At 34.4% G+C, this 24,440-nt stretch carries 21 protein-coding genes; 17 read left to right on the top strand and 4 right to left on the bottom strand.

From position 1 onward, the window contains the following. The first annotated feature begins 29 nt into the window (after positions 1 to 29). The 3 genes from F9279_RS22430 (at position 30) to F9279_RS22420 (ending at position 3,223) form a co-directional block, all read left to right on the top strand. A complete protein-coding gene (locus F9279_RS22430) occupies positions 30 to 1,370 on the top strand; it encodes an ABC transporter substrate-binding protein (RefSeq protein WP_152116362.1) in 1,341 nt (446 codons plus the stop codon). A 259-nt stretch (positions 1,371 to 1,629) separates the two neighbouring features. Then, entirely contained in the window at positions 1,630 to 2,391 is a 762-nt protein-coding gene (locus F9279_RS22425) for a glycerophosphodiester phosphodiesterase (RefSeq protein ID WP_152116361.1), read from the top strand. A gap of 13 nt (positions 2,392 to 2,404) precedes the next feature. Next, a complete protein-coding gene (locus tag F9279_RS22420; protein ID WP_193224674.1) occupies positions 2,405 to 3,223 on the top strand; it encodes a glycerophosphodiester phosphodiesterase in 819 nt (272 codons plus the stop codon). Positions 3,224 to 3,249: 26 nt separating this feature from the next. On the opposite strand, the gene F9279_RS22415 is transcribed toward F9279_RS22420, so the two are convergent. After that, positions 3,250 to 4,497, bottom strand: a complete 1,248-nt coding sequence (locus F9279_RS22415; protein WP_193224673.1) for a helix-turn-helix domain-containing protein — start codon at positions 4,495 to 4,497, stop codon at positions 3,250 to 3,252. A 119-nt stretch (positions 4,498 to 4,616) separates the two neighbouring features. Here F9279_RS22415 and F9279_RS22410 point away from each other — a divergent pair, with 119 nt between their 5' ends. The 3 genes from F9279_RS22410 (at position 4,617) to F9279_RS22400 (ending at position 9,471) form a co-directional block, all read left to right on the top strand. After that, positions 4,617 to 5,909 carry an MFS transporter gene (locus tag F9279_RS22410; protein WP_152116358.1) on the top strand — a complete coding sequence of 431 codons (1,293 nt, stop codon included), beginning with the start codon at positions 4,617 to 4,619 and terminating at the stop codon, positions 5,907 to 5,909. 358 nt (positions 5,910 to 6,267) lie between these two features. Next, positions 6,268 to 8,631 carry a polyprenyl synthetase family protein gene (locus tag F9279_RS22405; RefSeq protein WP_152116357.1) on the top strand — a complete coding sequence of 788 codons (2,364 nt, stop codon included), beginning with the start codon at positions 6,268 to 6,270 and terminating at the stop codon, positions 8,629 to 8,631. Between the two features lie 105 nt (positions 8,632 to 8,736). After that, positions 8,737 to 9,471 carry an MBL fold metallo-hydrolase gene (locus F9279_RS22400; RefSeq protein WP_152116356.1) on the top strand — a complete coding sequence of 245 codons (735 nt, stop codon included), beginning with the start codon at positions 8,737 to 8,739 and terminating at the stop codon, positions 9,469 to 9,471. A 21-nt stretch (positions 9,472 to 9,492) separates the two neighbouring features. Here the strand turns inward: F9279_RS22400 and F9279_RS22395 are convergent, their stop codons facing one another. Then, entirely contained in the window at positions 9,493 to 9,954 is a 462-nt protein-coding gene (locus F9279_RS22395) for a GNAT family N-acetyltransferase (RefSeq protein WP_152116355.1), read from the bottom strand. Positions 9,955 to 10,076: 122 nt separating this feature from the next. On the opposite strand from F9279_RS22395, the gene F9279_RS22390 reads away from it, so the two are divergent. The 4 genes from F9279_RS22390 to F9279_RS22375 all read left to right on the top strand — a co-directional run bounded on the left by F9279_RS22390 (position 10,077) and on the right by F9279_RS22375 (position 13,417). After that, the gene (locus F9279_RS22390; RefSeq protein WP_152116354.1) at positions 10,077 to 11,504 is read left to right on the top strand and encodes an amidase family protein; all 1,428 of its coding nucleotides are present in this window, start codon (positions 10,077 to 10,079) and stop codon (positions 11,502 to 11,504) included. 171 nt (positions 11,505 to 11,675) lie between these two features. Next, a complete protein-coding gene (locus F9279_RS22385) occupies positions 11,676 to 12,053 on the top strand; it encodes a hypothetical protein (RefSeq protein WP_152116353.1) in 378 nt (125 codons plus the stop codon). Between the two features lie 79 nt (positions 12,054 to 12,132). Further along, complete coding sequence (locus F9279_RS22380; RefSeq protein ID WP_152116352.1) at positions 12,133 to 12,996, top strand: GNAT family N-acetyltransferase; 864 nt, start codon at positions 12,133 to 12,135, stop codon at positions 12,994 to 12,996. Between the two features lie 37 nt (positions 12,997 to 13,033). Continuing rightward, positions 13,034 to 13,417, top strand: a complete 384-nt coding sequence (locus F9279_RS22375; RefSeq protein ID WP_193224672.1) for a VOC family protein — start codon at positions 13,034 to 13,036, stop codon at positions 13,415 to 13,417. Between the two features lie 301 nt (positions 13,418 to 13,718). Here the strand turns inward: F9279_RS22375 and F9279_RS22370 are convergent, their stop codons facing one another. After that, a complete protein-coding gene (locus F9279_RS22370) occupies positions 13,719 to 14,168 on the bottom strand; it encodes a VOC family protein (protein WP_152116351.1) in 450 nt (149 codons plus the stop codon). A gap of 117 nt (positions 14,169 to 14,285) precedes the next feature. Between F9279_RS22370 and F9279_RS22365 the strand changes: the two genes are divergently transcribed. The 7 genes from F9279_RS22365 to folE all read left to right on the top strand — a co-directional run bounded on the left by F9279_RS22365 (position 14,286) and on the right by folE (position 23,295). Next, positions 14,286 to 15,224 (top strand): helix-turn-helix transcriptional regulator, encoded by a 939-nt coding sequence (locus F9279_RS22365; protein ID WP_152116350.1) that lies wholly within the window; start codon positions 14,286 to 14,288, stop codon positions 15,222 to 15,224. 235 nt (positions 15,225 to 15,459) lie between these two features. Then, positions 15,460 to 19,215 carry an alpha-L-arabinofuranosidase C-terminal domain-containing protein gene (locus F9279_RS22360; RefSeq protein ID WP_152116349.1) on the top strand — a complete coding sequence of 1,252 codons (3,756 nt, stop codon included), beginning with the start codon at positions 15,460 to 15,462 and terminating at the stop codon, positions 19,213 to 19,215. A 503-nt stretch (positions 19,216 to 19,718) separates the two neighbouring features. Beyond that, positions 19,719 to 20,612, top strand: coding sequence for a CPBP family intramembrane glutamic endopeptidase (locus tag F9279_RS22355; RefSeq protein ID WP_152116348.1), 894 nt, complete (start codon positions 19,719 to 19,721; stop codon positions 20,610 to 20,612). Positions 20,613 to 20,850: 238 nt separating this feature from the next. Further along, positions 20,851 to 21,519, top strand: a complete 669-nt coding sequence (gene queC, locus F9279_RS22350; protein WP_152116347.1) for a 7-cyano-7-deazaguanine synthase QueC — start codon at positions 20,851 to 20,853, stop codon at positions 21,517 to 21,519. Continuing rightward, positions 21,512 to 21,982, top strand: coding sequence for a 6-carboxytetrahydropterin synthase QueD (gene queD, locus F9279_RS22345; protein ID WP_152116346.1), 471 nt, complete (start codon positions 21,512 to 21,514; stop codon positions 21,980 to 21,982). The genes queC and queD overlap by 8 nt, the downstream gene beginning before the upstream one ends. Continuing rightward, the gene (gene queE / locus F9279_RS22340) at positions 21,975 to 22,703 is read left to right on the top strand and encodes a 7-carboxy-7-deazaguanine synthase QueE (RefSeq protein WP_152116345.1); all 729 of its coding nucleotides are present in this window, start codon (positions 21,975 to 21,977) and stop codon (positions 22,701 to 22,703) included. The genes queD and queE overlap by 8 nt, the downstream gene beginning before the upstream one ends. 28 nt (positions 22,704 to 22,731) lie before the next feature. Further along, positions 22,732 to 23,295, top strand: a complete 564-nt coding sequence (folE, locus tag F9279_RS22335; RefSeq protein ID WP_152116344.1) for a GTP cyclohydrolase I FolE — start codon at positions 22,732 to 22,734, stop codon at positions 23,293 to 23,295. A gap of 512 nt (positions 23,296 to 23,807) precedes the next feature. Here the strand turns inward: folE and F9279_RS22330 are convergent. After that, positions 23,808 to 24,440, bottom strand: a 633-nt coding sequence (locus F9279_RS22330; protein WP_152116343.1) for an IS3 family transposase, incomplete at its 5' end; no start/stop codon positions are given.

Below are 24,440 nucleotides of genomic sequence, written 5' to 3'. Positions count from 1 at the left end.
TTTTTTATAAATGAAGGGGAGTGTAGGAAATGAGAAAAACGAAGCATATATTTAGTTTGATGATGGTAGCACTAGTCTTGTTTATTGTAGGTTGTAGTAATAACTCAGAATCTAGTGGTAGTGAAACAGAAGAAAGTACAGGACCTCAAACAGTAACTTTTTGGCATGCAATGGGAGGAGCTGCACAGGAAGCATTGAATGGAATAGTGGAAGAGTATAATAGTTCGCAAGATGAAGTGAAAATTAACGCAGAATATCAAGGTACATATGATGAAGCATTAACGAAGTTTAATACAGTGGCAGGTACTGATAGTGCTCCAACCATGATGCAAGTATTTGAAATTGGAACAAAATCAATGATTAATGGTGGATTTATTGAACCAATTCAAACTTTTGTAGATGAAGATAGCTATGATATGAGTGGGTTAGAAGAGAATATTACAAATTACTATAAAATCGATGATACATTCTATTCCATGCCTTTTAACTCGTCTACTCCTGTTATGTACTATAATAAAGATGCATTTAAAGCAGCTGGCTTAGATCCAGAAGTGGCTCCATCAACATTTGAAGATGTAGAAGAAGCTGGGAAGAAAATTGTTGCTTCAAACCCTGAAATGAAAGGATTTGCTCTTCAAGCATACGGTTGGTTATATGAGCAATTATTAGCAAACCAAGGTGCATTATTAATGAATAATGATAATGGTAGAACAGAAACTCCAACAGAAGTGGGCTTTAATGATAAAGAAGGAAAATCTATTTTCAATTGGGTTAAGCAAATGACAGATGATAATACATTCGCTAATTATGGTACAAATGGAGATAATATGGTAGCAGGTTTCTTAGCTGGTGATGTAGCAATGTTTATGCAATCTTCTGCAAGCGCAAGAGATGTTATTGATAACGCACCATTTGAAGTGGGAGTTGCTTTTATTCCACATCCTGAATCTACGGAAAGAGAAGGAGTTGTCATTGGTGGGGCGAGTCTTTGGATGATGAAGGATAAAGAGGAAGCAGAACAAAAAGCAGCTTGGGAATTTATGAAATACTTACAAACACCAGAAGTACAAGCAAAGTGGCATGTAGGAACAGGATACTTTGCTATTAATCCAAGTGCATATGATGAGCAAGAGGTAAAAGATGCATACCAAAAAATGCCTCAATTACAAGTAACAGTAGAACAATTACAATCTACGAAATCGTCTTATGCTACGCAAGGTGCGTTAATGGATATGATTCCAGAAGCACGTCGTATTAGTGAAACAGCATTAGAAACAGTTTACAATGGTGGAGATGTTGATGAAACATACGAAGAAATGGTGAAGCAAATGAATGAAGCAATTCAAACTGCTAATAAAGCTAGAAAGTAAACTTAATAGTTTTTGTATTGGGTAGTTCACCAGAATGATATGTATAAGGTGGTTCCATTACATTTAGAGTAATCTTGGTTTTTAGAGGTGTATGATTTCGTTGGGAGGGGATTATCCGTTAATTCCCTTATAGCGAAATAATTGCCTCTTTAAACCAAGCTGTTTTTGTTTCTAACAGCTTAAACTAAGTGTAAAACTAATTTTTCCTTTATTTGTTTATGTAAATGTTACAAGAGGATAACTAGAAGGGGGAATAAAGATGTATCAAACTAAAATATATGGCCACAGAGGAGCAAAAGGGAATTATCCTGAGAATACTTTATTAAGCTTTAAGCAGGCAATTCAGCAGGGAGTCGATGGAATAGAGTTAGATGTACATTTGACTAAAGATGGTGAAGTGGTTGTCATTCATGATGAAACTTTAAATCGTACAACAGATGGGAATGGGTATATAAAAGATCTCACATTAGAGGAAATAAAAAAATATAGTGCTGGTAGTAAATTTACGGCATTTCCTCATTTTAAGGAAAACTGGATTAATGAATCTGTTCCTACATTAAAAGAAGTGCTAGAAATATTAGTTCCATATAAGGTGGAGTTAAATATTGAATTAAAAACCTATCTATTTCCTTATGAGGGGATAGAAGAAAAGACACTGGCGTTAGTGAAAGAATATGGATGCGACCGCAAAGTAGTTTATTCTTCATTTCACTTACCAACATTATTACGTATGAAGCAGCTAGATTCATCTTCATCGATTGCTTGGCTACTGCATGATGCCATTTCTCATCCTGGGGAATATATGGATAGCTTAAAGTTAGAATCTCTACACTTATATAAAGATCTAGTAATTGAGCACCCGGACGATTTTAAGAATCTACAACATAAGGTAAGAGCATGGACGGTAAACAACCAAGAAGAATTAAAACAATTATTAGATTTTCAAGTAGAAGCGATCATTACAGATTATCCAGAAGTGGCGATTGCTCTTAAACAAGAAAGGGCCGCTTTAGTTGAGTAATGGTTATAGAGCTATGCAACTTTTGAGTTGTATAGCTGTCTTTCTTTTATCTTCTTGTAAACAAAGTATACCTATTGCTTCCATGAATACTTCAATGGAAGAAGAACCTAGAATTATTGCCCACAGGGGAGCAAACGAATGGTTTAATGAAAGTACAATCCCTGCATATGAGATTGCGGCAGAAACGGGTGTGGAATCATTAGAAATTGATTTACGAATGACTAAGGATGGTCATTTAGTTGCCATGCATGATGCCACAATAGATCGTACAACTACTGGTAAAGGGGAAGTTTCTGATTACACGTTAAAGGAATTGAAGTCATTCTCTACTATTGAAAAAAGGAGAGGGCAAATACAAACAGAGGATATTCCTACTTTACAGGAAATACTTGAAACCTTTCAGGATACTCAAAAATATTATTTGGAAACAAGATTAGTAGAAGGAAAGCTTGCGATGGAAGAGAAGCTTATTGCTTTACTGGAAGAGTATAAGCTTATAGATAAGGACTTAATCACGATACAATCTTTTTCTGAATCTAGCCTTGAGAAAATAAAGGAATTATCTCCCAATGTCGAACTTGCTTTGCTTTTTAAGAGAGGTTCTTTTTCCTTAAGAAAAGCAAGGGCAGTTGATTATCCAATCATTGGGATAGAATCAACAGATGTAACAAGAAAAATAGTGGATAAAATCCATCAGCAAGGAAAAGAGGTTCATGTTTTCTTTGTTGATAAGAAAACACAAAAAAAAGAGCAAGAAAGAGTTAGGCGATATGGCGTGGATGGCTATTTTACAGATTATATTCATTATACGAAAGATATTCTAGGTATATGATTAAGGATTGACGTATAAGTCATTCCCTAATCTGCTAGTAAGCTTACATATGTATCTACAGTTAGTTTTTTAAATATGGAAGGTGGTAGTAGTGAAAAATGGTCATAGGCCATTTTAGCGTATGTTAATGCTTTTTCTCTATTTCCGCATTCTTTGTGACAAAGTGCAAGAAATGTATCCTTTAAATAATAAATAGCTAAATCCACAGGATGATTCATATATGCTGGAATAAAAATAGTTTGTAAAATATCAAGAGCTTGTTCATATTTTCTGCCATAAAATAAAGCTTTCCCTTTTTGAAGCATATTCCAGTTATCTCCAGCGATTTTTTCTGGAATACCTGGAACAGGCAAGCAATATCGATCAATAATTATCATTGCTTCCTGAATATTTCCTTCTATATGAAGTAAATATTCTACATAGAGAACGTCACAAAGTTCTATAAATAGTTCATCTTCCATAAATTCGCCGTATTGTTTTAATTTTTTTAGATAATAGTTAAAACGATCACTTTCTTTTCCAAGTAATGCTTCTATTGCAGCAAGCTGATAGATTTTATCTGTTTTATAGTATATTTTTTCTTTTCTAGAAAAGGTTAATGCTCTTTGCATCGCTTCAGAAGTTGCTTTCGTATTACCGAGGGCAGAATAGATTGCTGCTTCATGATAATCTAAGCTTACTTGTGTCATTGGATCAATTTTAATATGTACCGTATTCAAGTGATTTTTTTCTTCTAGAAAGCATTGTAACGTCTCTTGAAAGCGTCGTGTAATAAAATAAGTCATACATTTAAAATGTCCCATTTGTGCTCTGTTAGCAGTAAGGTTTAATGAGTCATAAATGAGTGCTGCTTTGTTCCAATACAGTAACCAATCTTCCTTTTTTAAACAAAATAAACAATAGCTATAGATTTCAAATAGTCGAGCTGATTGGTAGCTATCTGTTAGATTAGAGAGATATGGTTCAACAAGCTCTATTATATTGGTACATGTTTGAATGGTATGATCATTATCCATGTAATTAATAAAAGATTCTTCATAGTTTCTTTCTACTTCATCGAGTACTTTTCTTAATTCTTCAGAACTAACCATCTCTAATAGTTCTGTAATAGCTACGCCTAATCTCTTTGCAATATATTCTAGGCTTTCCATGGAAGGTTTTGCTTTATTATTCTCAATTTGACTAAGCATACCTTTGGTTAATTGATCACCAGCTAATTCTTCAAGTGTCATTTTATTCTTTTTTCTTAATGTTCTTATTCGTTCACCAAGCACGTACATACACTCCTTCTTTAACTAGTTTAATTGTATTAAACTTTTGATTGAAAGGGAAGTTTTATTATGATATGATTTGTTTAATTAAATTAAACTTTTGAGAAAGAGAAGTGATTTCAATGGATGAGAGGTACTTAGAAAAGAGAGCTATTTATCATTTATGGACATTTGTAACAAGTAAATTAATAGCAACAGCAGGAGCACAAGTATATGCATTTGCTGTTAGCTTGTATATATTGCAGGTTACTGGATCATCCATGAGCTTTGCGATTAACCTTGTGTGTAATGTATTACCACGAACGATAGTAGCACCATTTGCAGGATATATTATTGATAAATATCCACGTAAAATGATCGCTATTACTGCACAAACGGTAACAACAATATCCGTTGGTGGGCTATTACTTTATAGCCTAACTGTAGGACTTTCTTTACCTGCTATTTATACTGTGTCATGCATACTTTCTATTTCCTCTATGTTTGCAAGCAATGCTTTTACCTCATCATTGACAGGTTTAATTGATAAAACCCGCATCCAGAAAGCATCATCTTTAAATCAAATAGCCATTTCAATAGCCCAAATTGCAAGTCCTGCTATTGGAGGATTATTATTTGGTTTAGTTTCTATGGCTGTATTTTTAACAATTTATCTTGTAGCATCACTAATTGCCGTATTACTTGATTCCACGATGAATTTTACACTTTTTGAAAAGAAACAAGAAAAAACAGAGAAAAAGGAATCCATCATAGGTAGCTTAAAAGGAGGAATTGGCTATGTGAAAAATCAGCCATTATTACTGATTATGATTGTTCTTTGCTTAATCGTTAATTTTATCTTCACAGCTTTTAATGTTGGTTTTCCATTTATTTTTAATACGGTGCTACAAATGTCTTCTATTCAGTTTGGTATTGTAGAAGGAGCCTTTGCTGTCGGGACACTTTTGCTTTCTGTGTATCTTACTCTTGGTAAGGAATTTAAACAGCCATTCACAATAAGTAAAAGAGGGATTATAGTTACTGGTGTACTTATGATAGTCGCAGCTGTGCCAGTTATCATTACATTGCCAAATATAGCTATTTTCACCTTCTATCTCATCGTCCTGTTCTTATTTGGGGCTGTTAATATCTTAATTAATATACCAATTATGGTACTACTACAAAAGAAAATCGCTAATGAATATAAAGGAAGAGTGTTTACGATAATAGAAACTTTTGCAATGGCGATGATGCCATTAGGTACCTTACTGTTTGGTTTTTTATATGACTTTGTACCAGCTCATTGGATTCTACTAGTAACAGGCTGTATGACTATTCTGTCTGTGTTGATTCTTGCAAGACCATCCATTATGGAAAAAGCAAAAGAGTATCAAGCAGAAATAGAAGATTCTAATCAAGGAGTTACTTCTGTTTAAATAGATTCTCCCATTTATTTAATGAATTTTTTGTATTAGATTGCCTAACTTTTTTACCACTAGGGTTGATTATAAAATGATGGTATTAGAAAAGGTTATAGCACTAAGACGAAAAGAATTGGATATACTCATTTGACCTAAGAGCATTATTTTTAGGTCTTTTTCTATTCTCCCAATAATATTATTTACAAAAAATTAATATTCTACATGTAGAATTAATGATAAATTAAGAAGTAAAACAATTTTTAAATATAATTTAAGTTTAATAGTAGATAATGAACATTCTAGTTATAATAGAGGTACTTAAGGATTATATTAGATTAAATACACTGAACATAAAAGCTGAGGTTATTACTTTATGAATAAAATGCTAGTACACAATAGAAAAGAAGAGTTTCGATCGGCAGAGTTGAAGGCTGCCCACTATTTTCATTCCCTTCATAAGCACCTAAAGGAAAAAACATATGTTCAAACATTAACAAGTGATATTCATTCATGGAAAATGAATCATATCCATACCCCTACCATTTTTTCCTATTTTTCACGTAAAAAAAGAAAATCGACCATGGACGGATACCATTCTTATTTGGAATGGTTAAATTATACTGGTAAATTAGATAATTATTTAGATCGTAGTATTTCCTATCTTTTTATGAGGGATTTAGGAAAATCCCTTGCTAATCCTGTCACAGAAAGAAGAATTCAGGATGTGGTAGGAAAGCTTAAAGAACAAATATTAAAGAAAAAAGAAACCAAAACCTCCTTTGACTTTGCAAGCTTTTATGAATTTTCAAGAAAAGAATCCGTTGAACTAACGATGATTTGGATATTTGAGAAAATGAAAAAGATAACAGCGAATATTCCAGATACTATGAGCGTTGAGCATGCACAACGGAAAATTTGGAAAATACTTGCTGGTGTGGTTTTTCATGAGTTAGATGATAGGAAGGGTAAGAATCTTCTTGAAGAAGAGCGAATTCATCGTTTAGAGAGTGCGATGAAACTAGGATTCTATTATGGATTAACATACCCTTTTATTGATGACTTATTTGATGCGAAGGTTCTATCTAAAAAAGAAGAACAACAATATGCTGAATTAATTAGAGAAACGTTAGTTACGGGTGTCGTACCAGAATTAGGAATTTGGGATGGAGAAAATAGAGAACTTATCACCTATATTCATGAAGAATTAAAAGAAGCTTTTGAATATATGAAAAGTCAGCATCAACCCGACTCATGGGATGTATTTTTAGAGCAAGCGTATATCTTTTTTCATTCACAAGAAATAGATCGTCAAAAGGATTTGTCTAACAACAGCTACTCAAATGAAGACATCTATATTCCTGTCATTTTAAAATCTTCTAGTTCACGGTTAATTGTTCGTTCTCTTATTAATGCAGTGGAAGACGAAGGTTTTGATAAACGAACTTTTTATTATGGTATTTATAATCAATTAGCAGACGACTTAGCAGATATGTTTGATGATGAAAAAGATGGTGCTGTTACTCCGTATACCTATTTCTTAAAATATTATGGAGAAAGAGAAGATTTAATTAATCCTTTTGAAATGTATTGGACAGTTATTTCTTATTTACTACATGAGGTCTATCACTCTGATCCAAAAACGCAAGAAGTAATATTAGATCGTGCTATTAACGGTTTGAAGCGACTAAAGGAGAAGTTGGGGGATAAAAAGTATCAATCCTATATGTCTCTTTTTACTACAAATATTCCAAAGTTTAATCAGTTGATACAACAAATGGTTAATAAAGCAGATGATGTTGATTTCTTCGACAAATTGTTGAGAGACCATATGATAACTAGCTTGAAGGAAAGTCGTAAAGAGTTAGAAGATTTTAAGGAAAATGTTACGGCAATCCGAGCTCCAATAAATAAAATGTTGTCTGTTCTTCCAGCAACAACGGAAAAAGAGATTATACTAGAAGCGGCGAACTATAGTTTAGAAGGTGATGGTAAAAGGCTTCGTCCCATCATCACTTGGTTCATGGGAGTTAATGAGTTTGGAATAGATAGTACAGCTATTGTTCCATTATTACGCACTATTGAATATATGCATACAGCTTCGCTTATTTTTGATGACTTACCTTCACAAGATAATGCAAGCTTAAGAAGAGGAAGAAAGACCTTACATGAGAAATATGATGTTGCTACTGCTGAATTAACAGGACTGTTTCTAACACAAAGGGCAATAGAAGAACAAACGAATCTGCAAGGCTTCAGCCCTGCATCAGTAGTGAAGTTAATTAACTATACCTCTACTATGACTGCAGATATGTGTAAAGGACAATTACTAGATTTGAATTCAAAAGGAAAAACGTTATCCCTAGATGAATTAAATACTATCTGTTTATATAAAACGGGGATAGGATTTGAAGCGGCTCTTCTTATGCCTGCAATCCTGGCAAATAAGTCTAAAGAGGAAATGGAGCTTTTGAAGACATTTGCTCATCATGCTGGAATTGCCTTTCAGATTAAAGATGATTTATTAGATGCAGAAGGAAATTCAGAGCTTTTAGGAAAAAAAGCTGGTATGGATGAAGATAATCAAACCTCTACATTTGTAACCGTATTGGGAATTGAAGCAGCTCGTAAAGAAATGTGGGATCACTATTTTTACGCACTAGAAATACTTCCAAAATTAACACTGAAAACGAGCTTCTTAAAGTGTATGTTAGAATATATTGTAAATCGAGATCGGTAAGAGTAGAGGGAGGATGGGATAGAAGTATTCCATCCTATAGATATGTATTTACTCAAATAATATCATAATGGTTATGTGACTTTTAATAGAAGGGAAGAGATTACGATGAGGATAATCTTTTTAGGGGAATATGGAGGATTTCCAGGAGTAAATAGTGCTACTTCTTCTTTTTTAATAGAGGAGGAAGGCTTTACTTTACTTGTAGACTGTGGAAGTGGAGTGCTTTCCAAGCTACAAGAACATATACCTTGGAGTAGCTTAGATGCCTGCATTCTATCACATTACCATCATGATCATGTGGCTGATATTGGGTGTTTGCAATATGCTATGTTAGTTCAGAGTCAATTAGGTAATCGTCATGAAATACTGCCTATATATGGTCACAGTAAAGACTCAAAATTCATGGAACTAGATTTTGAACAATACACAAAGGGCATAGAAATTACTGCAGACTATACAACAAAAATAGGACCGTTTACAATTACCTTTTGTGAAACGACTCATCCAGTATACTGTTTGGCTATGAAATTTCAAACACTTCATTCCGCCATTGTTTATACAGCAGATACAGAGTGGAACGAGCAATTAGTAAGCTTTGCGAGTGGAGCTGATGTTCTCATAAGTGAAGCAAGTATATATAAAGAACAAGAAGGACTGATAAAAGGGCATTTGACTGGTGAGCAAGCTGGGAAATTAGCTCAAGAATCAGGTGTCAAACACCTTTATTTAACCCATCTCCCTCATTATGGAATACATGAAAACTTAGTAAAAGAAGCAAAAACTTACTATAATGGGCCAATTCAGATAGTAAAATCTGGACTTAAAGTGAAAATAGAATAGAACGATAAAGGGTCTCTTCTATTAACATACATATTTCATGTTTACAAATTCATATTCTCCGCCATTTGTATGCTGCATAAAAGTAGTATCTTCTATAAATCCTATTTTTTTATATAGAGAAATGGCTCTTTTATTAAAAGTGGCTACTGCTAGAGAAATAATGCTAGGAGAGAATTTGCTTTTCATATAATTCAGTGCTTGGGATAGAAAGACTACTCCATAACCTTGTCCAGTCAGATCTGGACGTAATCCCAAGCCAATTTCTATTTGTACAACTGTATGTATGTCTACACTAATAAATCCGATAAGCTCCTGGTTACTTATTGCTGCAAAAACAGCTCCTCTTGTAAGAGGGTTAATAAATTCTGCTAAATCCTCTTCATCTGCTTCCATATTATAAAAAGCATAAATGCCCTTATAATGCCATTGATAAGCTATTTGTTCAGCTTGGTATTGTGTAATTGGTAGAAATTGAATATCCATCTCTGACTCCCTTCAAAACTAGTACTAATCATATTATATCTAAAAATTTCAACTAGAGAAAAAATTATTCTATCCGTTATTCAAACAAGTTATACTAAAATTAAGAATAGGGGGAGAGCGTAATGAGTAAATACAAGGAAAACATAGAAGAAATCACTATTAGTGAACTGCAGGAAGCTTTACATAATGGAGAGATTACATCTGTTGAGCTAACGAAGCTATACTTAGATCGCATGAAAGCATACGATAATACATTGAACGCGATAAGAGTTATAAATCCAGATGCTTTAAGCATAGCAGAGGAATTGGATAAAAAAAGAAAACATACTAGTCAAGTAGGGCCACTTTATGGTATCCCTGTTATTATCAAGGATAATATTGATACACATGATAAAATGGCAACAACTGCTGGTTCCATTGCTTTAGAGCAAAACTATGCGCAAGAGGATGCATTTATTGTAAAGAAACTGAGAGATGCTGGTGCAGTAATTTTAGGGAAAGCGAATTTATCTGAGTTTGCTAATTTTATAACAGAATTAAACATGCCTAATGGATATAGCTCACTAGGTGGACAGGTAATGAATCCATATGGTCCTGGTGTATGGGATGTTGGTGGTTCGAGTTCTGGAACTGGTGCAAGTATTGCCGCCAATTTAGCTGTAGCAGGAATTGGAACAGAGACATCAGGTTCTATCCTAAGTCCAGCAAGTAGTAATTCTCTTGTTGGGATAAAACCGACTATTGGTCTTGTTAGTCGTACTGGTATTATCCCGCTTGCTCATAGTCAAGACATTGCTGGACCAATGACTCGAAGTGTAAAAGATGCCGCTATCTTACTGAGTGTAATAGCAGGTGTAGATACAGAGGATGAAACAACATTAGGAAGTGCCAATCAGCCACGGGATTATACTTCCTTTTTAAAGCAGGATGGATTAAAAGGAAAGAAAATCGGAGTAGATTATTCCTTTTTACCAGAAAATCAAGAAGAAGCCGCTATTTTTCAACAGTCCATTGATCTATTAAAGAATCAAGGTGCAATAATAATAGATGTAATCATTCCAAAACAAGAATATGAATCTATCGTTATGTTTCACGAATTTAAATATGGTATTAACAAGTACTTAGGTAATATGTCGAGTGAGGTTCCTGTGCATTCACTTAATGAAGTAATTGCCTTTAACAAGGAGCATACCGATCTAGTAAAATATGGTCAAACCATTTTGGAGCATTGTGAAACATTAAGTGGTGATTTGAATGATGCTACTTATTTAGAGCATCGTGCAAAGGATATTCAATATTCTGCTACGGAAGGGCTAAATGTAACCTTTCAAGAACATGATTTAGATGCATTATTATTTGCAAAATATCTAGGTTGTGAAATGCCAGCAAAAGCAGGTTATCCGTCTGTTACTGTTCCAGCTGGATACACAGAGCAAGGAAAACCAATGGGAATAACCTTTACAGGACTTGCTTATAGTGAGCCTCTTTTAATAGAAATGGCCTATTCCTATGAACAACATACGCTGAAGAGAGTACCGCCAGTTCTTTAGTAGAATAGTTATAAAAGAAAGTCAGTCACTTAAGTGGATGGCTTTTTTCATTTGTCTATGCATTTCTATTTTTCAATAGGATAGTTATAGAGTATAATGAAAACTAGATAAGAAAGCTCTTACATTAATCGGATTAGTGATAAAGGGATATAGACAGGGGAGGATATTACATTGGCATTATCTCATGTGTTAGTTGGCATTATTAAAAGTTTTGAAGAAACAAAAGAAAACCCAAAGGTTCCAGAATTAAAGACACGATATTATAGAAAAACTCGCGACAAAATGATAGAAATTGTTCAACAAACTATTAAGCAAAAGTTACCAAAGTGGAAACTGAAAAAGGTTGATCCGGAACGTGGGGAGATCGTTGTAAGCAAAGGATCAAGTTTAATGATTATTACTGTTTTCAAAATGACTGGTATGCAATCTGCAATTGATGTTTATTGCTCCAAAGATGGATTTTTAGGGGATTTTGGAACAAGCTATACGAATATTCAACAGTTTTTTAAAGCTTTACACACAGAGGTTCAGCCAGAGAAAGGTAATTAAGTAGGAGAAACAAGAAAGCATGTAAACCTGCATTTCTTATGATAGAATTATCTTAAAATTCTAGAAAAAGGAGAACAGGGTGAAACAGAAAGCTTTCTTAGAACTCATTAAAATCCAAGAATCACATATTAAAGACTTAATCACATTATCTACCACTGTTGGCTGGGAATATGATGAGAAAGAAGTAAAAACATTATTATCATCTGGTAAAGTATTTGGTTATGTAACAAAGGAGAATACAGTTATAGCTTGTGCGGCTATTATTCCTTACGAAACGAGACTTGCATCCATTGGAATGGTGATTGTACATCCAGAATATCGTGGGCTAGGGCTTGCGAAGGGATTAGTTCAAACCTGTATGAATCAAGTATCAGATGGAACGACGATTATGTTAATAGCGACAGAGGAAGGACTATCAGTTTATCAGAAGCTTAGATTTAAGGAGTATAGTTATGTATCAAAGCTTGTATGTCCTTACTTTAGTAAACAAGTAGAGAATGAGGATAATAAATGGAACATACAAGTAATGAACCAGGAGGATTTCCAGAAGATAATAGAGTTTGATGAGAAGGCTTTTGGTGATTTCCGCAGTTCATTCCTATTGAATAGATTTAAGCAATCAAGTCTTGCAGTGGTAGTAAAAAGTTCAGAAGGATGCATAGAGGGCTATGCATTCGCGGTTCAACAACCTACTCATCTTGTCATTGGACCAATTGTGGCAACGTCAGATCAGCTTGCATGGGAACTCGTGCAAAAAATTGCTTCTAAAGCAGGCGGTAGTCTAAGGATAGATTTACTTGAAGGTCAAACGATCTTAAAAGAAAAATTATTACAACATGACTTTCATCTAGTGAATGAACCACCCATCATGGTTAAAACGAAAAGTTCTTTTCCTATTCGCAATAATCACTTGTATGCAATTGCTGCACAGGCTTATGGATAACAAAAAAGACTTTACTAGATAAAGGACTGGTGTAAAAATGAATATTAAAATGAAATATGTCATTTTATATGTAAATGATTTTGATAAAACAATGAATTTTTATCATAAAATCCTTGGGTTACCTATTAAAATGCAACAAGGATCATATGTAGAATTTGATACAGGTGCCATTACTTTATCTATTAATACACGTCAAGACGTTACAGAAATAACAGGATTGTCTGTTAGCAATGAAGTTAGTTCTTCTCAAACATTTGAAGTTGGATTTGTGGTAGAAGATGTTGCTACAACCATCGAAGAACTACGTAGCAAAGGAGTTCCAATCATAAAAGAACCCGTAACAAAGCCATGGGGACAAACCGTAGCATACGTAGCCGATCCAGATGGGCACTTTATTGAAATTTGTACTTCTATTGATTGAGTTGGAACAGTATTGACTTAGATTTTTGAAAAAGTGATTTAGAAAGATAAAATATAATTTACATGCAGATGATTGTAGAGGAAAGGGCGAGACTTCTATGGGATCTGAGAGACAAGCAGAGACCCTGCAGGCATTGTAAGCAGACCTCGGCTCAGCGCGAGCCCTGTAACGGAAATCAGCCCCCCTTATTCAGCAGAGTATAGAAAAAATACTAAAGTACAATTTTTTTAAATAATTGAGTGAATCATGACAAAAGGAGCTATCATTATCGATAGCTCTTTTAGTCGTAAATGATAGAAACCTAGCGTAATCGCTTATCATACATAAATTGAATTTGCACGCCAAATGGATCTTCCAAAATACCATAAGCAGGACTAAAACTATTTGCAGCTAAAGGAAGAATGATACTTACTCTAGAATCAGTGAGTAGGTTCTCATAAAATTGTCTTATTTCGTTCTCTACAGCACTTTGAATACATAAAGAAAAATTATTACCAATTACAAATCCTTCACTAACATTCATGTTTTCCTCCGCTATCATCACCTTTGTACGACCAATTAGTAAAACAGAATGAGAAATAAAATTCTTATTTTCAGCTGTAAGTAGGATAGAATCATCTACTTTAGCCATTTCTAGGTACGTTACTCTCATTAATTCCTTCGCATGTAAATGCCTCTTATAAAAGGCAATTGCCTCATCCGCTCTTCCATTCATCGATAAAAAAATAGCTATCTCCAGTGTACTACTCATGTTAATTACTCCTTTAAATATAGATTTGATAATTTCATTTATTGTGATCTCCTATCATTACTTTTAGTATAGAGAATAATAGTATCAAAACATGACACCATTAAAGGAGAAGTTTCTATGAAAAAAACAGAGAGAATTAATGACATGTTAATGTTTTTAAATAATCGAGATGCCTTTCAATTACGCGATCTGATGAATGAATATCAAATTTCTAAAAGTACTGCTCTTCGTGATGTACAATCATTAGAACAGTTAGGCATGCCTATTTATTCAGAAAAAGGGAGGTACGGTAGTTATAAAATTCTAAAAAATAAAATGCTATCTCCCATTATTTTTTCTTTAGACGAAATGTATGCATTATATTTTGCGATGTTAACATTAGGATTTTATCAATCCACTCCCTTTCATTTAAGTGTAGCTAAATTAAATGAGAAATTTGAAAATTGTTTGTCTCCAAACCAAGTAAAAAAGATTCATAGAATGAGAGAAGTTCTTCAATTAGAAGGGAATCACCATCATTATGAAAGTGAATTTTTGGATAAAATTTTAGAAAGTATTCTTGATGAAAATGTTATGGAGATTTTGTACGAGAAAAAGGAAGAGAAAAAAAGATATCTTATACAGTTCTTTAGAATTTCAGCTAAATTTGGTCAATGGTATGTAGCGGGTAGGGAACACAAAACGAATAAATACAGAGTTTTCCGATGTGATCGAATTATTCATATAGAAGAACGGCTAAACCTAGAAAAGTATTCTTTAGAAGAACTAATAAGTACGTTTACTACTTCTTTCACCACAGATAAACCTATCCCTTTTGAAGTAGAAATTGCTCCTGAAGCTATAGATATTTATTACAAAGAAAATTATCCTTCTATGAAAATTGAAATAGCAGATAAGACGGTCATTAGGGGTTTTTACCACCCTAGGGAAGAATCATTTATTGCAGATTATATCGGGAGGTTTGGTTCTTATGTTCGGTGTATAAAGCCTGAACCTCTAAAAACAGCTATTCAAAATAGAATGAGAGAGTTGTTAAAGCACTATGATTCGATGTAAAGTTACGAATTAGTCTAAGTTAGATCTAGAATATCAGAAAAATAAATAAATAATTGTTCCATGCATAAAAGTGAATAAATAACTTCTTTAATCGTAAGGAAAGTTATTGGAAAAAAAGATGTAAGCGATTATAATAGTTATAAGTACATGTAGTATATTTTTTAATATATGTGCGTACAAGTTGATGTTTTAGCAAGAATATACTTATTATATCCAGTTGAAAAGGAGATTTGAAATGGAAAAGAGTTATAAAAGTAATTCATTTGATGACCGTATAATTGCTCATTATCACTTCACAGATACGGACAACATTGGGAAAGATAGTTCTGGAAATGAAAATAATGCAATCGCAGTTGGAATAAAGAAACCGATTATTGAATCAGTAGGTGGAAAAGCAGCTTTAACCCTTTATGGTGGAGATAGTGGAACCTCTTATATGAAACTACCTTCTCAAGTATTGAAGGATGTAAGCGATGAAACTGGTATTACTATTAGTACATGGGTATATTTGAAAAAAGGAACCAATGTATGGGAACGTATATTTGATTTTGGAAAAGGTGCATCTGGGCCATATATGTTTTTAACAAGAAATCTACGTGGTACCTGTTTTGCTGAAGGAGATATTGTTGCTGATACAGGAAGAACATACCCAACAGGAGAATGGCTACATATAGCAATGTCTGTAAAAGGAACAGAAGGTGGTACATTAAGTAGTGCTGGTCCTGTTATTTATGTGAATGGAGAGATTGTAGCAGACGGTTCTATTAGTCAAACTTCCAGTGGTACTTACGCAAGATTTCGCAGATGGTTTGAAACTTTCTCTGATACTTCTAATTACAGTGAGAACTATATTGGAAGATCGCAACATAATGCTGATCCTGATTTTAAAGGTTCTCTTTCTGATTTTCGTATATACAAAGCTGGATTATCACAGGATGATATTATAGAAGTAATGTGTGACTCTCTTACAGATGAAGAAATCATTCAACTTGCAAAAGATAAATACTTAGATTTTCCACTGAAAATAGTGACAAAAGATGTGGAATTACCAACAACCCTAATGGGTGGAAAAGTAAGCGTTTCCTGGGAATCAAGTGAGGAAGCTTTTCTATCAAACAAGGGAGTAGTTGGTGAAACGGAAGAATCAAAAGGTATCATATTAACAGCACTGTTACAAAAAGGAAATGCAGTTACGAAAAAAGAATTCCCTCTATCTATACTACCTAAAGGAGTACCTTCTCATCATATAACCATTGAGGGAAACAAAGAAGTGGTAGATATCAGTGAAATCTTATATGGACTTTTCTATGAAGATATTAATAATGCTGCAGATGGTGGAATTTATGCAGAGCTTGTACAAAATCGTTCCTTTGAATCTTTCGTTTTTGATACATATTCCCATCAATCAGGTGCTTGTGGGTGTTCAACAGGAAGAAATAGAGAGCCTCTGCATGCTTGGTATGGAGACATAGATAAAGTGGAAGTGATGAATAATGGCGGTATAAATGAATTTCTCGGAGTGAATGATCCAGATGTAAACTCTCATTATATTACTGTTAAGGACGGAAGTACGATCATTAATAAAGGATTTAATGATTCCAATCATCATTGTGCTATGTTTATTAAAGAAGGAGATTCCTATGATTTCACTATTTGGGCAAAATCAGAAAGTGGAGGAAGCATCTCTTTACAATTACAGGATTCCGAGGGGAATTCCATTAGTGATACTGTCTCCATTGAGGTAGATGGTGGCAATAAGTGGAAGAAGTATGGAGTAGATGAGGAAATAATTTTAACAGGCACCAAAACAGCACTTGGTCAACTTTTATTATCATTCAATGGTTATATCTCCATTGATATGGTTTCACTTATGCCTAAAGATGTTTGGGGAGCAACGGAGGAAGAGAGATCACAAACTGCACATACTAATTATAAGGGAAATCCAAACTATCGTTTACGTAAAGATCTTGTTCAAGCATTGGTCGATTTACATCCTACATTCTTACGTTTCCCTGGAGGATGCATATCAGAAGGCTCCTATATTTGGGATAATGTGTATGAATGGAAGGATTCAGTTGGGAATGTGGAATTACGGAAAGAAAACTTTAATGTATGGGGTTACATGATGACAATGGGTCTAGGCTATATGGAATACTTCCAATTAGCAGAAGATCTGAATGCAACTCCACTTCCTGTAATGGCTTGTGGCGTACTTTGCCAAGCTAGAAGTGATTATGTCAACCCTGCTGGCGGAGAGTTAAGAGATTACTATGTTAAAAGCTTTACAGATTTAATTGAGTTTGCCATTAGTACTGATTTTGAAGGAAATGAATGGGCTGCATTACGAAGAGATATGGGACACGCGGCACCATTTGATCTTCACTATTTAGGTGTTGGAAATGAAAACTGGGGAACAGAGTTCTATGCAAACTTTGAATACTTTAAGACGGAAATTGATGAGTATATGGATAGACACTACCCAGGCTATGAACTTCATATTATTTCAACAGTAGGAGCACAGGCAGATGATGATGCTTATCAAGAGGGCTGGAAATTTCTAAGCGGAAATATGCAAGGAAGTGCTACCGTTAATTTTACAGATGGTAAGAAAGAAACAGAAGAAACTGTAACATGGTATGAGAAGCAATCTAATTATATGGATACGATTGCAGATGAGCATTATTACCGTTCTAATGAATATTTACTAAATAACGCAGATCGCTATAACTATTATTATCGAGCTTATCATCCAGATGGTAGCTTAAATGAGAGAGAAACATCAAAGGTTTTTGTTGGAGAATTTGCTTCTACTGATAAGAATACGTTGGCGGGAGCTATTGCAGAAGCAGCTATTATGACAAGCTTTGAAAGAAATTCTGATGTAGTAAGGTTAGCTGCATATGCGCCGTTATTTAACAAAGTACTAACAGATGGAACATATCGCTGGACACCAGATTTAATTTGGTTCGACGATGAAACAGTTTGGTTCACTCCAAACTATTATGTGCAACAATTATTCGGTAAATATCTTGGAACAAAGCTGGTGGATACACAATTCTCCACTTACCAAAAGGGAGTATTAACAAATCATACTCCAAGAGGTGGAGTCGAGATAGGAGCAGGTAATGCCGAAATTCATGTCAAATCTCTTCAAGTAATAGATAATGTTAGCGGTACTGTTCTTTTTGAACAAAACTTTACTAGTCCTCTACATTCTGAATGGACTGCCATTCCAGGTTCTGTTGGATATATACTAGATCCAGAAAAAGGACTTATATTATCTGCTCAAGAAGAAGGGTTAAATGGCTTGTATATAAGAAATGAGAGTTGGTCGAATTATACAGTAAAAGTGGAAGCGACCAAAGTAGCAGGAGACGATGGCTTCTATATCGGTGTTGGCTTAACAGATATAACACCAGAGAAAAAAGATGTAATAGAATATGCGATTGGCTATAACGGAAATGCAACGGGAATAAAGGTCTTTAAGAAAGGGATAGAAGCATATAGATTAGGCGATTATTCTTCTAGTACAGCAGCTGGAAACCTACGTGCAGCTAGCTATGAGGAACTTAAAGATGACACTGTTTATACTATTACCGTAAATTATGGCGGAGAAACTAACGATCGTCTTGTCTGTTCTTATACAGATGGTGAAACAACTAGCAAGGTGCTAGACTATAAACTAGAAGCCTATAATGATGATATTTATCATTCTGTGACAACAGACGATCAACATGTTTATGTAAAACTAGTAAATGCAGATTCATTTGAAAAAACAACAGAATTAAAACTAAAGGATTTCCAACTTGCAGAGGTAGGAAAACTTATCACTGTTACAGGAGAAGAATCCCTTCTTTCTGTTCCGAATATTAACAAGAAGAACGCAGAGCTTATTATTCCTTCTGAATCAACTATTAAGGTGGAGGATAATCGAATTGTCTATACTTTAGCAGCGAATTCCGTAAATGTAATGATTTTCGATAAAGAGTAAGAAGAAAGGACATGTTTGGTTGCAAGCATGTCCTTTTTGTTTTTACTTAAGGTTTTGCTTTAACAAAGTTGGGTGTGAGTGGAACGAAATCTAGTATTCCGCAACAAAGCAAGGAGTGAGCGTAACAAAAAGTAGATTTCCGAACAAAGTAAGACGAGAGCAACGAAATCCAGTTCTCCGCAACAAAACAGGGTGTGAACGCAACGAAATCTAGTATTCCGCAACAAAGCAAGGAGTGAACGCAACAAAAAGTAGATTTCCGCAACAAAGTAAGACGAGAGCAACGAAATCCAGTTCTCCGCAACAAAACAGGGTGTGAACGCAACAAAATCTAGTATTCCGCAACAAAACAGGGTGTGAACGCAACAAAAAATAGATTTCCACAACCTATCCCTTAAAAAATTATCACAAAAGAAAGAAAAGTTAGTCATATTCAAAAATACCAAAAATAGGTATAATATAAGCACGAATAAGATCCTAGAAGGTTAGAAAGAAGGCGACGAATGTTTAAAAATGAGGCAGGTCAAATACGATCAGGTTGGTTAATTGGATTAGCTATATTCTCTAGTGTTTTAATACAAAATATATTTGTCCTACCAGGATATCTATATGCAGTTGTAGAGGAAATGACTAACAATCCGAATGGAATAGATGTTGATAATATGATGACCCTATTGGATGATAGACCATGGCTCTATGCTTTAACAAATGTTTTAGGTTACATAGCTGGTATTACAACATTACTATTATTATGGAAATTTGTGAATAAGAAGAAAGTAAAGCAATTAGGTTTTAGTAATACTACGAAAAACTTACTTGTAGGTTTAGTTGTCGGAGCCATTTCAATTGTCCTTATTTTTTTTATTTTATATGTAACAAACAACTTACAATTGGTGAATTCATTTACTAAGCCACAGTTCTCTAATTATACTTTAGCTTTTTTCCTTTTTTTTATTTTCGTTGGTATATCAGAAGAGTTAACCTTTAGAGGATACATCATGTCTACTCTCGCTGATCGAGGTAATTCTAAAAAAGTCATTTATATTGTTTCTGCTCTCGTTTTTGGTATTGCTCATATTGCTAATCCTAATGTCGCTGTACTGGGGATTGTTAATATATTTCTTGTAGGGATCCTTTTTTCTTATATGTATGAAAAAACACAAAGCTTGTGGATGCCGATCGGCTATCATATTACTTGGAACTATTTCCAAGGAAATGTGTTTGGGTTTCCAGTAAGCGGGACAACGCCACATGGAATCTATATGGTAGATGTATCAAAAGGAAATGACTTATTAACTGGTGGTTCATTTGGTCTAGAAGGTGGAATATTAGCTACTTTAATGATTGCATTGGGATATGTATTTACTTACATGTTTACTCGTAATAAAGTAGCTTAATAGAAGTTTATAGGATCTAATAGGATTAAGATAATAAAAGAAGGAATTCATATCTCTTTTCCAAAGATTATCATAGAATAAATTTCTTTTATACGTTATAATAAATCGAATTAACTTAGCTTAATAAAAAAATCCGCGAGTAGCGGTGGAGGTTCTAGCTACCCTCTTTAAAAAACTAAGAAAAACAGTACTGCTTTCTTAGTGGTGCTGTTTTTCTATTTAAAGGAGAATGTAAGACATGAAAAACGATAAAGCGGTTGTTGTGTTTAGTGGTGGTCAAGATAGTACAACTTGTTTGTTTTGGGCAATGCAAAACTTTAAAGAAGTTGTAGCTGTTACTTTTGACTATAACCAAAGACATATTACGGAAATTGATTGTGCAAGAAAAATAACAGAAGAACTTGGGATTAAACATCATATTTTGGATATGTCCCTGCTAAATCAACTTGCACCAAATGCCTTAACAAGAGATGATATTGCAGTGGAGGATGGAAAGGAAGGAGAATTACCTTCTACTTTTGTACCTGGACGCAATTTATTATTTATGTCACTCGCTGGTGTACTTGCTAGTCAAGTAGGAGCAAAGCATATTGTGACAGGGGTTTGTGAAACAGATTTTAGTGGATATCCAGATTGTCGCGATATTTTTATTAAATCCTTAAATGTGACCCTAAACTTATCAATGGATGCTCAATTTGTCATACACACTCCACTTATGTGGTTAAATAAAGAAGAAACTTGGAAACTAGCAGATGAACTTCAAGCCTTTGATTTTGTTCGTGAGAAAACCTTAACTTGCTATAACGGTATTATTGCGGACGGCTGTGGAGATTGTCCAGCATGTAAACTTCGTAAAAAGGGATTAGATGATTATCTAGCTAGTCGCAAGGAGAATCATCATGCTTGAATTCCGCATTGTTGAAAAATTACAGAAATATAAGGAAGACATTACTCAGGAGCAACTTAGATATCACCGAAAACGAGTGATGGTAAGCAAGGAATTTACCTTTGATGCAGCACATCATCTTCATGCATATGAAGGAAAGTGTATGAACTTACACGGCCACACATATAAAGTAGTATTTGGAATAAGTGGATACTTAGATGAACGTGGCTTAATGATAGATTTTGGTGATATTAAAGATGTTTGGAAAAATAAGATTGAAATATATTTAGATCACCGTTATTTAAATGAAACTCTGCCACCGATGAATACAACTGCTGAAAACATGGTTTATTGGATTTTTGAAAAAATGGCAGAAGCATTGTCTAGTTATGAAGAACAAGGTGCTAGAGTAGAATTTGTTCGCCTTTATGAAACTCCTACTAGTTATGCAGAAATGAGAAGGGAGTGGATGATAGGTGAGTAAAGTACCTGTTATGGAGATATTTGGACCAACTATTCAAGGGGAAGGAATGGTTATTGGCCAAAAAACTATGTTTGTTCGCACAGCTGGGTGTGACTATTCTTGTGCCTGGTGTGATTCTGCTTTTACATGGGATGGAACAGGAAAAGATATGATTCAACAAATGACAGCAGAGAAAATTTGGGAAGAGCTCTATGCTTTAGGTGGAGATGGATTTTCTTTTGTAACGATATCTGGTGGAAATCCTGCACTGTTAAAAAACTTACACTTTTTAGTTCAGCTTTTAAAAGAAAAAGATATTAAAATAGGATTGGAAACACAGGGTAGCAAATGGCAAGATTGGTTTTACCATATAGATGATTTAACCATTTCACCTAAACCGCCGAGCTCTAAGATGAATACAGATTTTAATGCGCTAGATTCGATCATTGAAAGATTGACAAATCATGAGCATAAGGGGAATATTAGCTTAAAAGTTGTAGTGTTTTCTGATGAAGATTATGATTATGCTAAAAAAGTCCATACTCGTTATCCAGAGGTTCCATTTTTTCTACAAGTTGGAAATGACGATAATAAAACGACAGAGAATGCACAGCTGATAGAACAGTTGCTTCTAAAGTATGAACGGCTTATTGATAAGACCATGCTTGACAATGATTTTAGAGATGTAAAAGTGCTACCACAGCTTCATACGTATATTTGGGGAAATAAGCGTGGAGTGTAATTAGGGAAGGTATTAGGAGGATTTGTAAATGAGTAAAATGAATATTCCTCAAATAGAGGAAGCAATCCGTTTATTACTAGAAGCGGTAGGAGAAGATCCAAACAGAGAAGGGCTATTAGATACACCAAAACGAGTAGCAAAGATGTACGAAGAAGTATTTTCTGGATTAACAGTAGATCCAAAAGAATACTTTGAAACAGTTTTCCATGAAGAACATGAAGAGCTAGTGTTAGTGAAGGATATTCCGTTTTATTCTATGTGTGAGCATCATTTAGTACCTTTCTATGGAACGGCACATGTAGCCTATATTCCACAAGGAGGGAAAGTAGCTGGCCTAAGCAAGCTAGCAAGAACATTAGAAGCAGTTGCTAAACGCCCACAGCTACAAGAGAGAATTACCTCTACAGTAGCCAATACGATAATGGAAATGTTAGAACCACATGGTGTTATGGTGGTAGTGGAAGCAGAACATATGTGTATGACGATGCGTGGAGTGAAAAAGCCAGGCGCTAAAACAGTTACAACTGCCGTTCGCGGTGTATTTGAAGCAGATAGTAACAAAAGAGCAGAAATCTTTTCATTGATTAAATAAGAAAAAGCCAGTCAAAAACGACTGGCTTTTTTACTTTGTTGAAAAAAGATTGTGTGTTTGTCGAGAACTTGTAAATGTAATTAACTCTTTAAATAAGGTTCTGACTTCCGTTACAGCGGTTCGCTTTCCATGTGTCTTGGAGCTTTAGACGCAGTCTGCCCTTGGACAGCAGGGGCTAAAGCTAGAGCAGATCCTATAAGAGTCTCACCACTTCCACTGCAATCATCTAGATAAAAATTCTATTTTTTCTTTCTAAGTTAATTCTTCATTAAGATTATATCAATAATTCTGACGGAAAAAATTATCACAGCCAATTTGTAGGAATCATTAAAAATAAGCGGATTTCTCCGACTATTTTTCTAAAAGTGGTCTTTTCCAAATTCTCTATGGGGCAAAGCATCCTACATTATTTCATAGCTCTTTCGATTTTCTACTATTCCCTATTGGAATAGGTAAATGCATAAAAAACCCCCTCGTTTATGTAGTGACCCCTAAAAGTTAGAGCTTTACTATTAAGCAGCTAATTGGCTGGTGTGGATACGGTATTGAACCGGACTCATACCTGCCAATTTTTGCTTTATGCGTTTATTATTATAATAAATGATGTATTCATTAATTCTCTTTTCTAATTCCTCATATGAGCAACGTGCTTTTCCATAATACATTTCCTGTTTTAGTAATCCAAAAAAGTTCTCCATAGGTGAATTGTCCAAACAGTTTCCTTTTCGTGACATACTCTGGAACACCTTGTGTTTCTTTAGTTTTTTTATCCAACTTTTATGTTGATAATGCCAGCCTTGATCAGAGTGAATAGTAGTTCTATACTCTGAATCTTTTACTATTTCTAAAGCTTCATCAAGTGGTTTGAGAGCCAATTCTAAGGTTGGACGCATACTTATACCATACGAAAGAATTTCTCCATTGAACATATCCATAATTGGGTTTACATACAATTTCACACCATCTAAGCACTTGAACTCGGTGATATCTGTTGTTAATTTTTGATGACACACATTTGTGTAAAAACGGCGGTTCATACGATTCTTGGCAATCTTACCAATAGCCCCTTTGTAAGAACTGTATTTTCGTGATTTTCTACTAAACTTATTACATTTGAGTCCAAGTTTACTCATAATTCGTTGAAC

The organism is Bacillus sp. B1-b2 (genome assembly GCF_009183415.1).
Classification (GTDB): domain Bacteria; phylum Bacillota; class Bacilli; order Bacillales; family Cytobacillaceae; genus Niallia.
Note: the sequence above shows the minus strand (reverse complement) of the source record. Positions and strands in the feature narration are given on the sequence as shown.

What these genes read in the sequence shown, in the direction of transcription:
- queC (WP_152116347.1), top strand. Translation starts at nt 20,851, where the DNA reads ATGAAAAACGATAAAGCGGTTGTTGTGTTTAGTGGTGGTCAAGATAGT.
- F9279_RS22370 (WP_152116351.1), bottom strand. Translation starts at nt 14,168, where the DNA reads ATGAGTAGTACACTGGAGATAGCTATTTTTTTATCGATGAATGGAAGA.
- queD (WP_152116346.1), top strand. Translation starts at nt 21,512, where the DNA reads ATGCTTGAATTCCGCATTGTTGAAAAATTACAGAAATATAAGGAAGAC.
- F9279_RS22395 (WP_152116355.1), bottom strand. Translation starts at nt 9,954, where the DNA reads ATGGATATTCAATTTCTACCAATTACACAATACCAAGCTGAACAAATA.
- F9279_RS22390 (WP_152116354.1), top strand. Translation starts at nt 10,077, where the DNA reads ATGAGTAAATACAAGGAAAACATAGAAGAAATCACTATTAGTGAACTG.
- F9279_RS22430 (WP_152116362.1), top strand. Translation starts at nt 30, where the DNA reads ATGAGAAAAACGAAGCATATATTTAGTTTGATGATGGTAGCACTAGTC.
- F9279_RS22425 (WP_152116361.1), top strand. Translation starts at nt 1,630, where the DNA reads ATGTATCAAACTAAAATATATGGCCACAGAGGAGCAAAAGGGAATTAT.
- F9279_RS22375 (WP_193224672.1), top strand. Translation starts at nt 13,034, where the DNA reads ATGAATATTAAAATGAAATATGTCATTTTATATGTAAATGATTTTGAT.
- F9279_RS22410 (WP_152116358.1), top strand. Translation starts at nt 4,617, where the DNA reads ATGGATGAGAGGTACTTAGAAAAGAGAGCTATTTATCATTTATGGACA.
- F9279_RS22360 (WP_152116349.1), top strand. Translation starts at nt 15,460, where the DNA reads ATGGAAAAGAGTTATAAAAGTAATTCATTTGATGACCGTATAATTGCT.
- F9279_RS22400 (WP_152116356.1), top strand. Translation starts at nt 8,737, where the DNA reads ATGAGGATAATCTTTTTAGGGGAATATGGAGGATTTCCAGGAGTAAAT.
- F9279_RS22420 (WP_193224674.1), top strand. Translation starts at nt 2,405, where the DNA reads ATGCAACTTTTGAGTTGTATAGCTGTCTTTCTTTTATCTTCTTGTAAA.
- F9279_RS22355 (WP_152116348.1), top strand. Translation starts at nt 19,719, where the DNA reads ATGTTTAAAAATGAGGCAGGTCAAATACGATCAGGTTGGTTAATTGGA.
- folE (WP_152116344.1), top strand. Translation starts at nt 22,732, where the DNA reads ATGAGTAAAATGAATATTCCTCAAATAGAGGAAGCAATCCGTTTATTA.
- F9279_RS22365 (WP_152116350.1), top strand. Translation starts at nt 14,286, where the DNA reads ATGAAAAAAACAGAGAGAATTAATGACATGTTAATGTTTTTAAATAAT.
- F9279_RS22405 (WP_152116357.1), top strand. Translation starts at nt 6,268, where the DNA reads ATGAATAAAATGCTAGTACACAATAGAAAAGAAGAGTTTCGATCGGCA.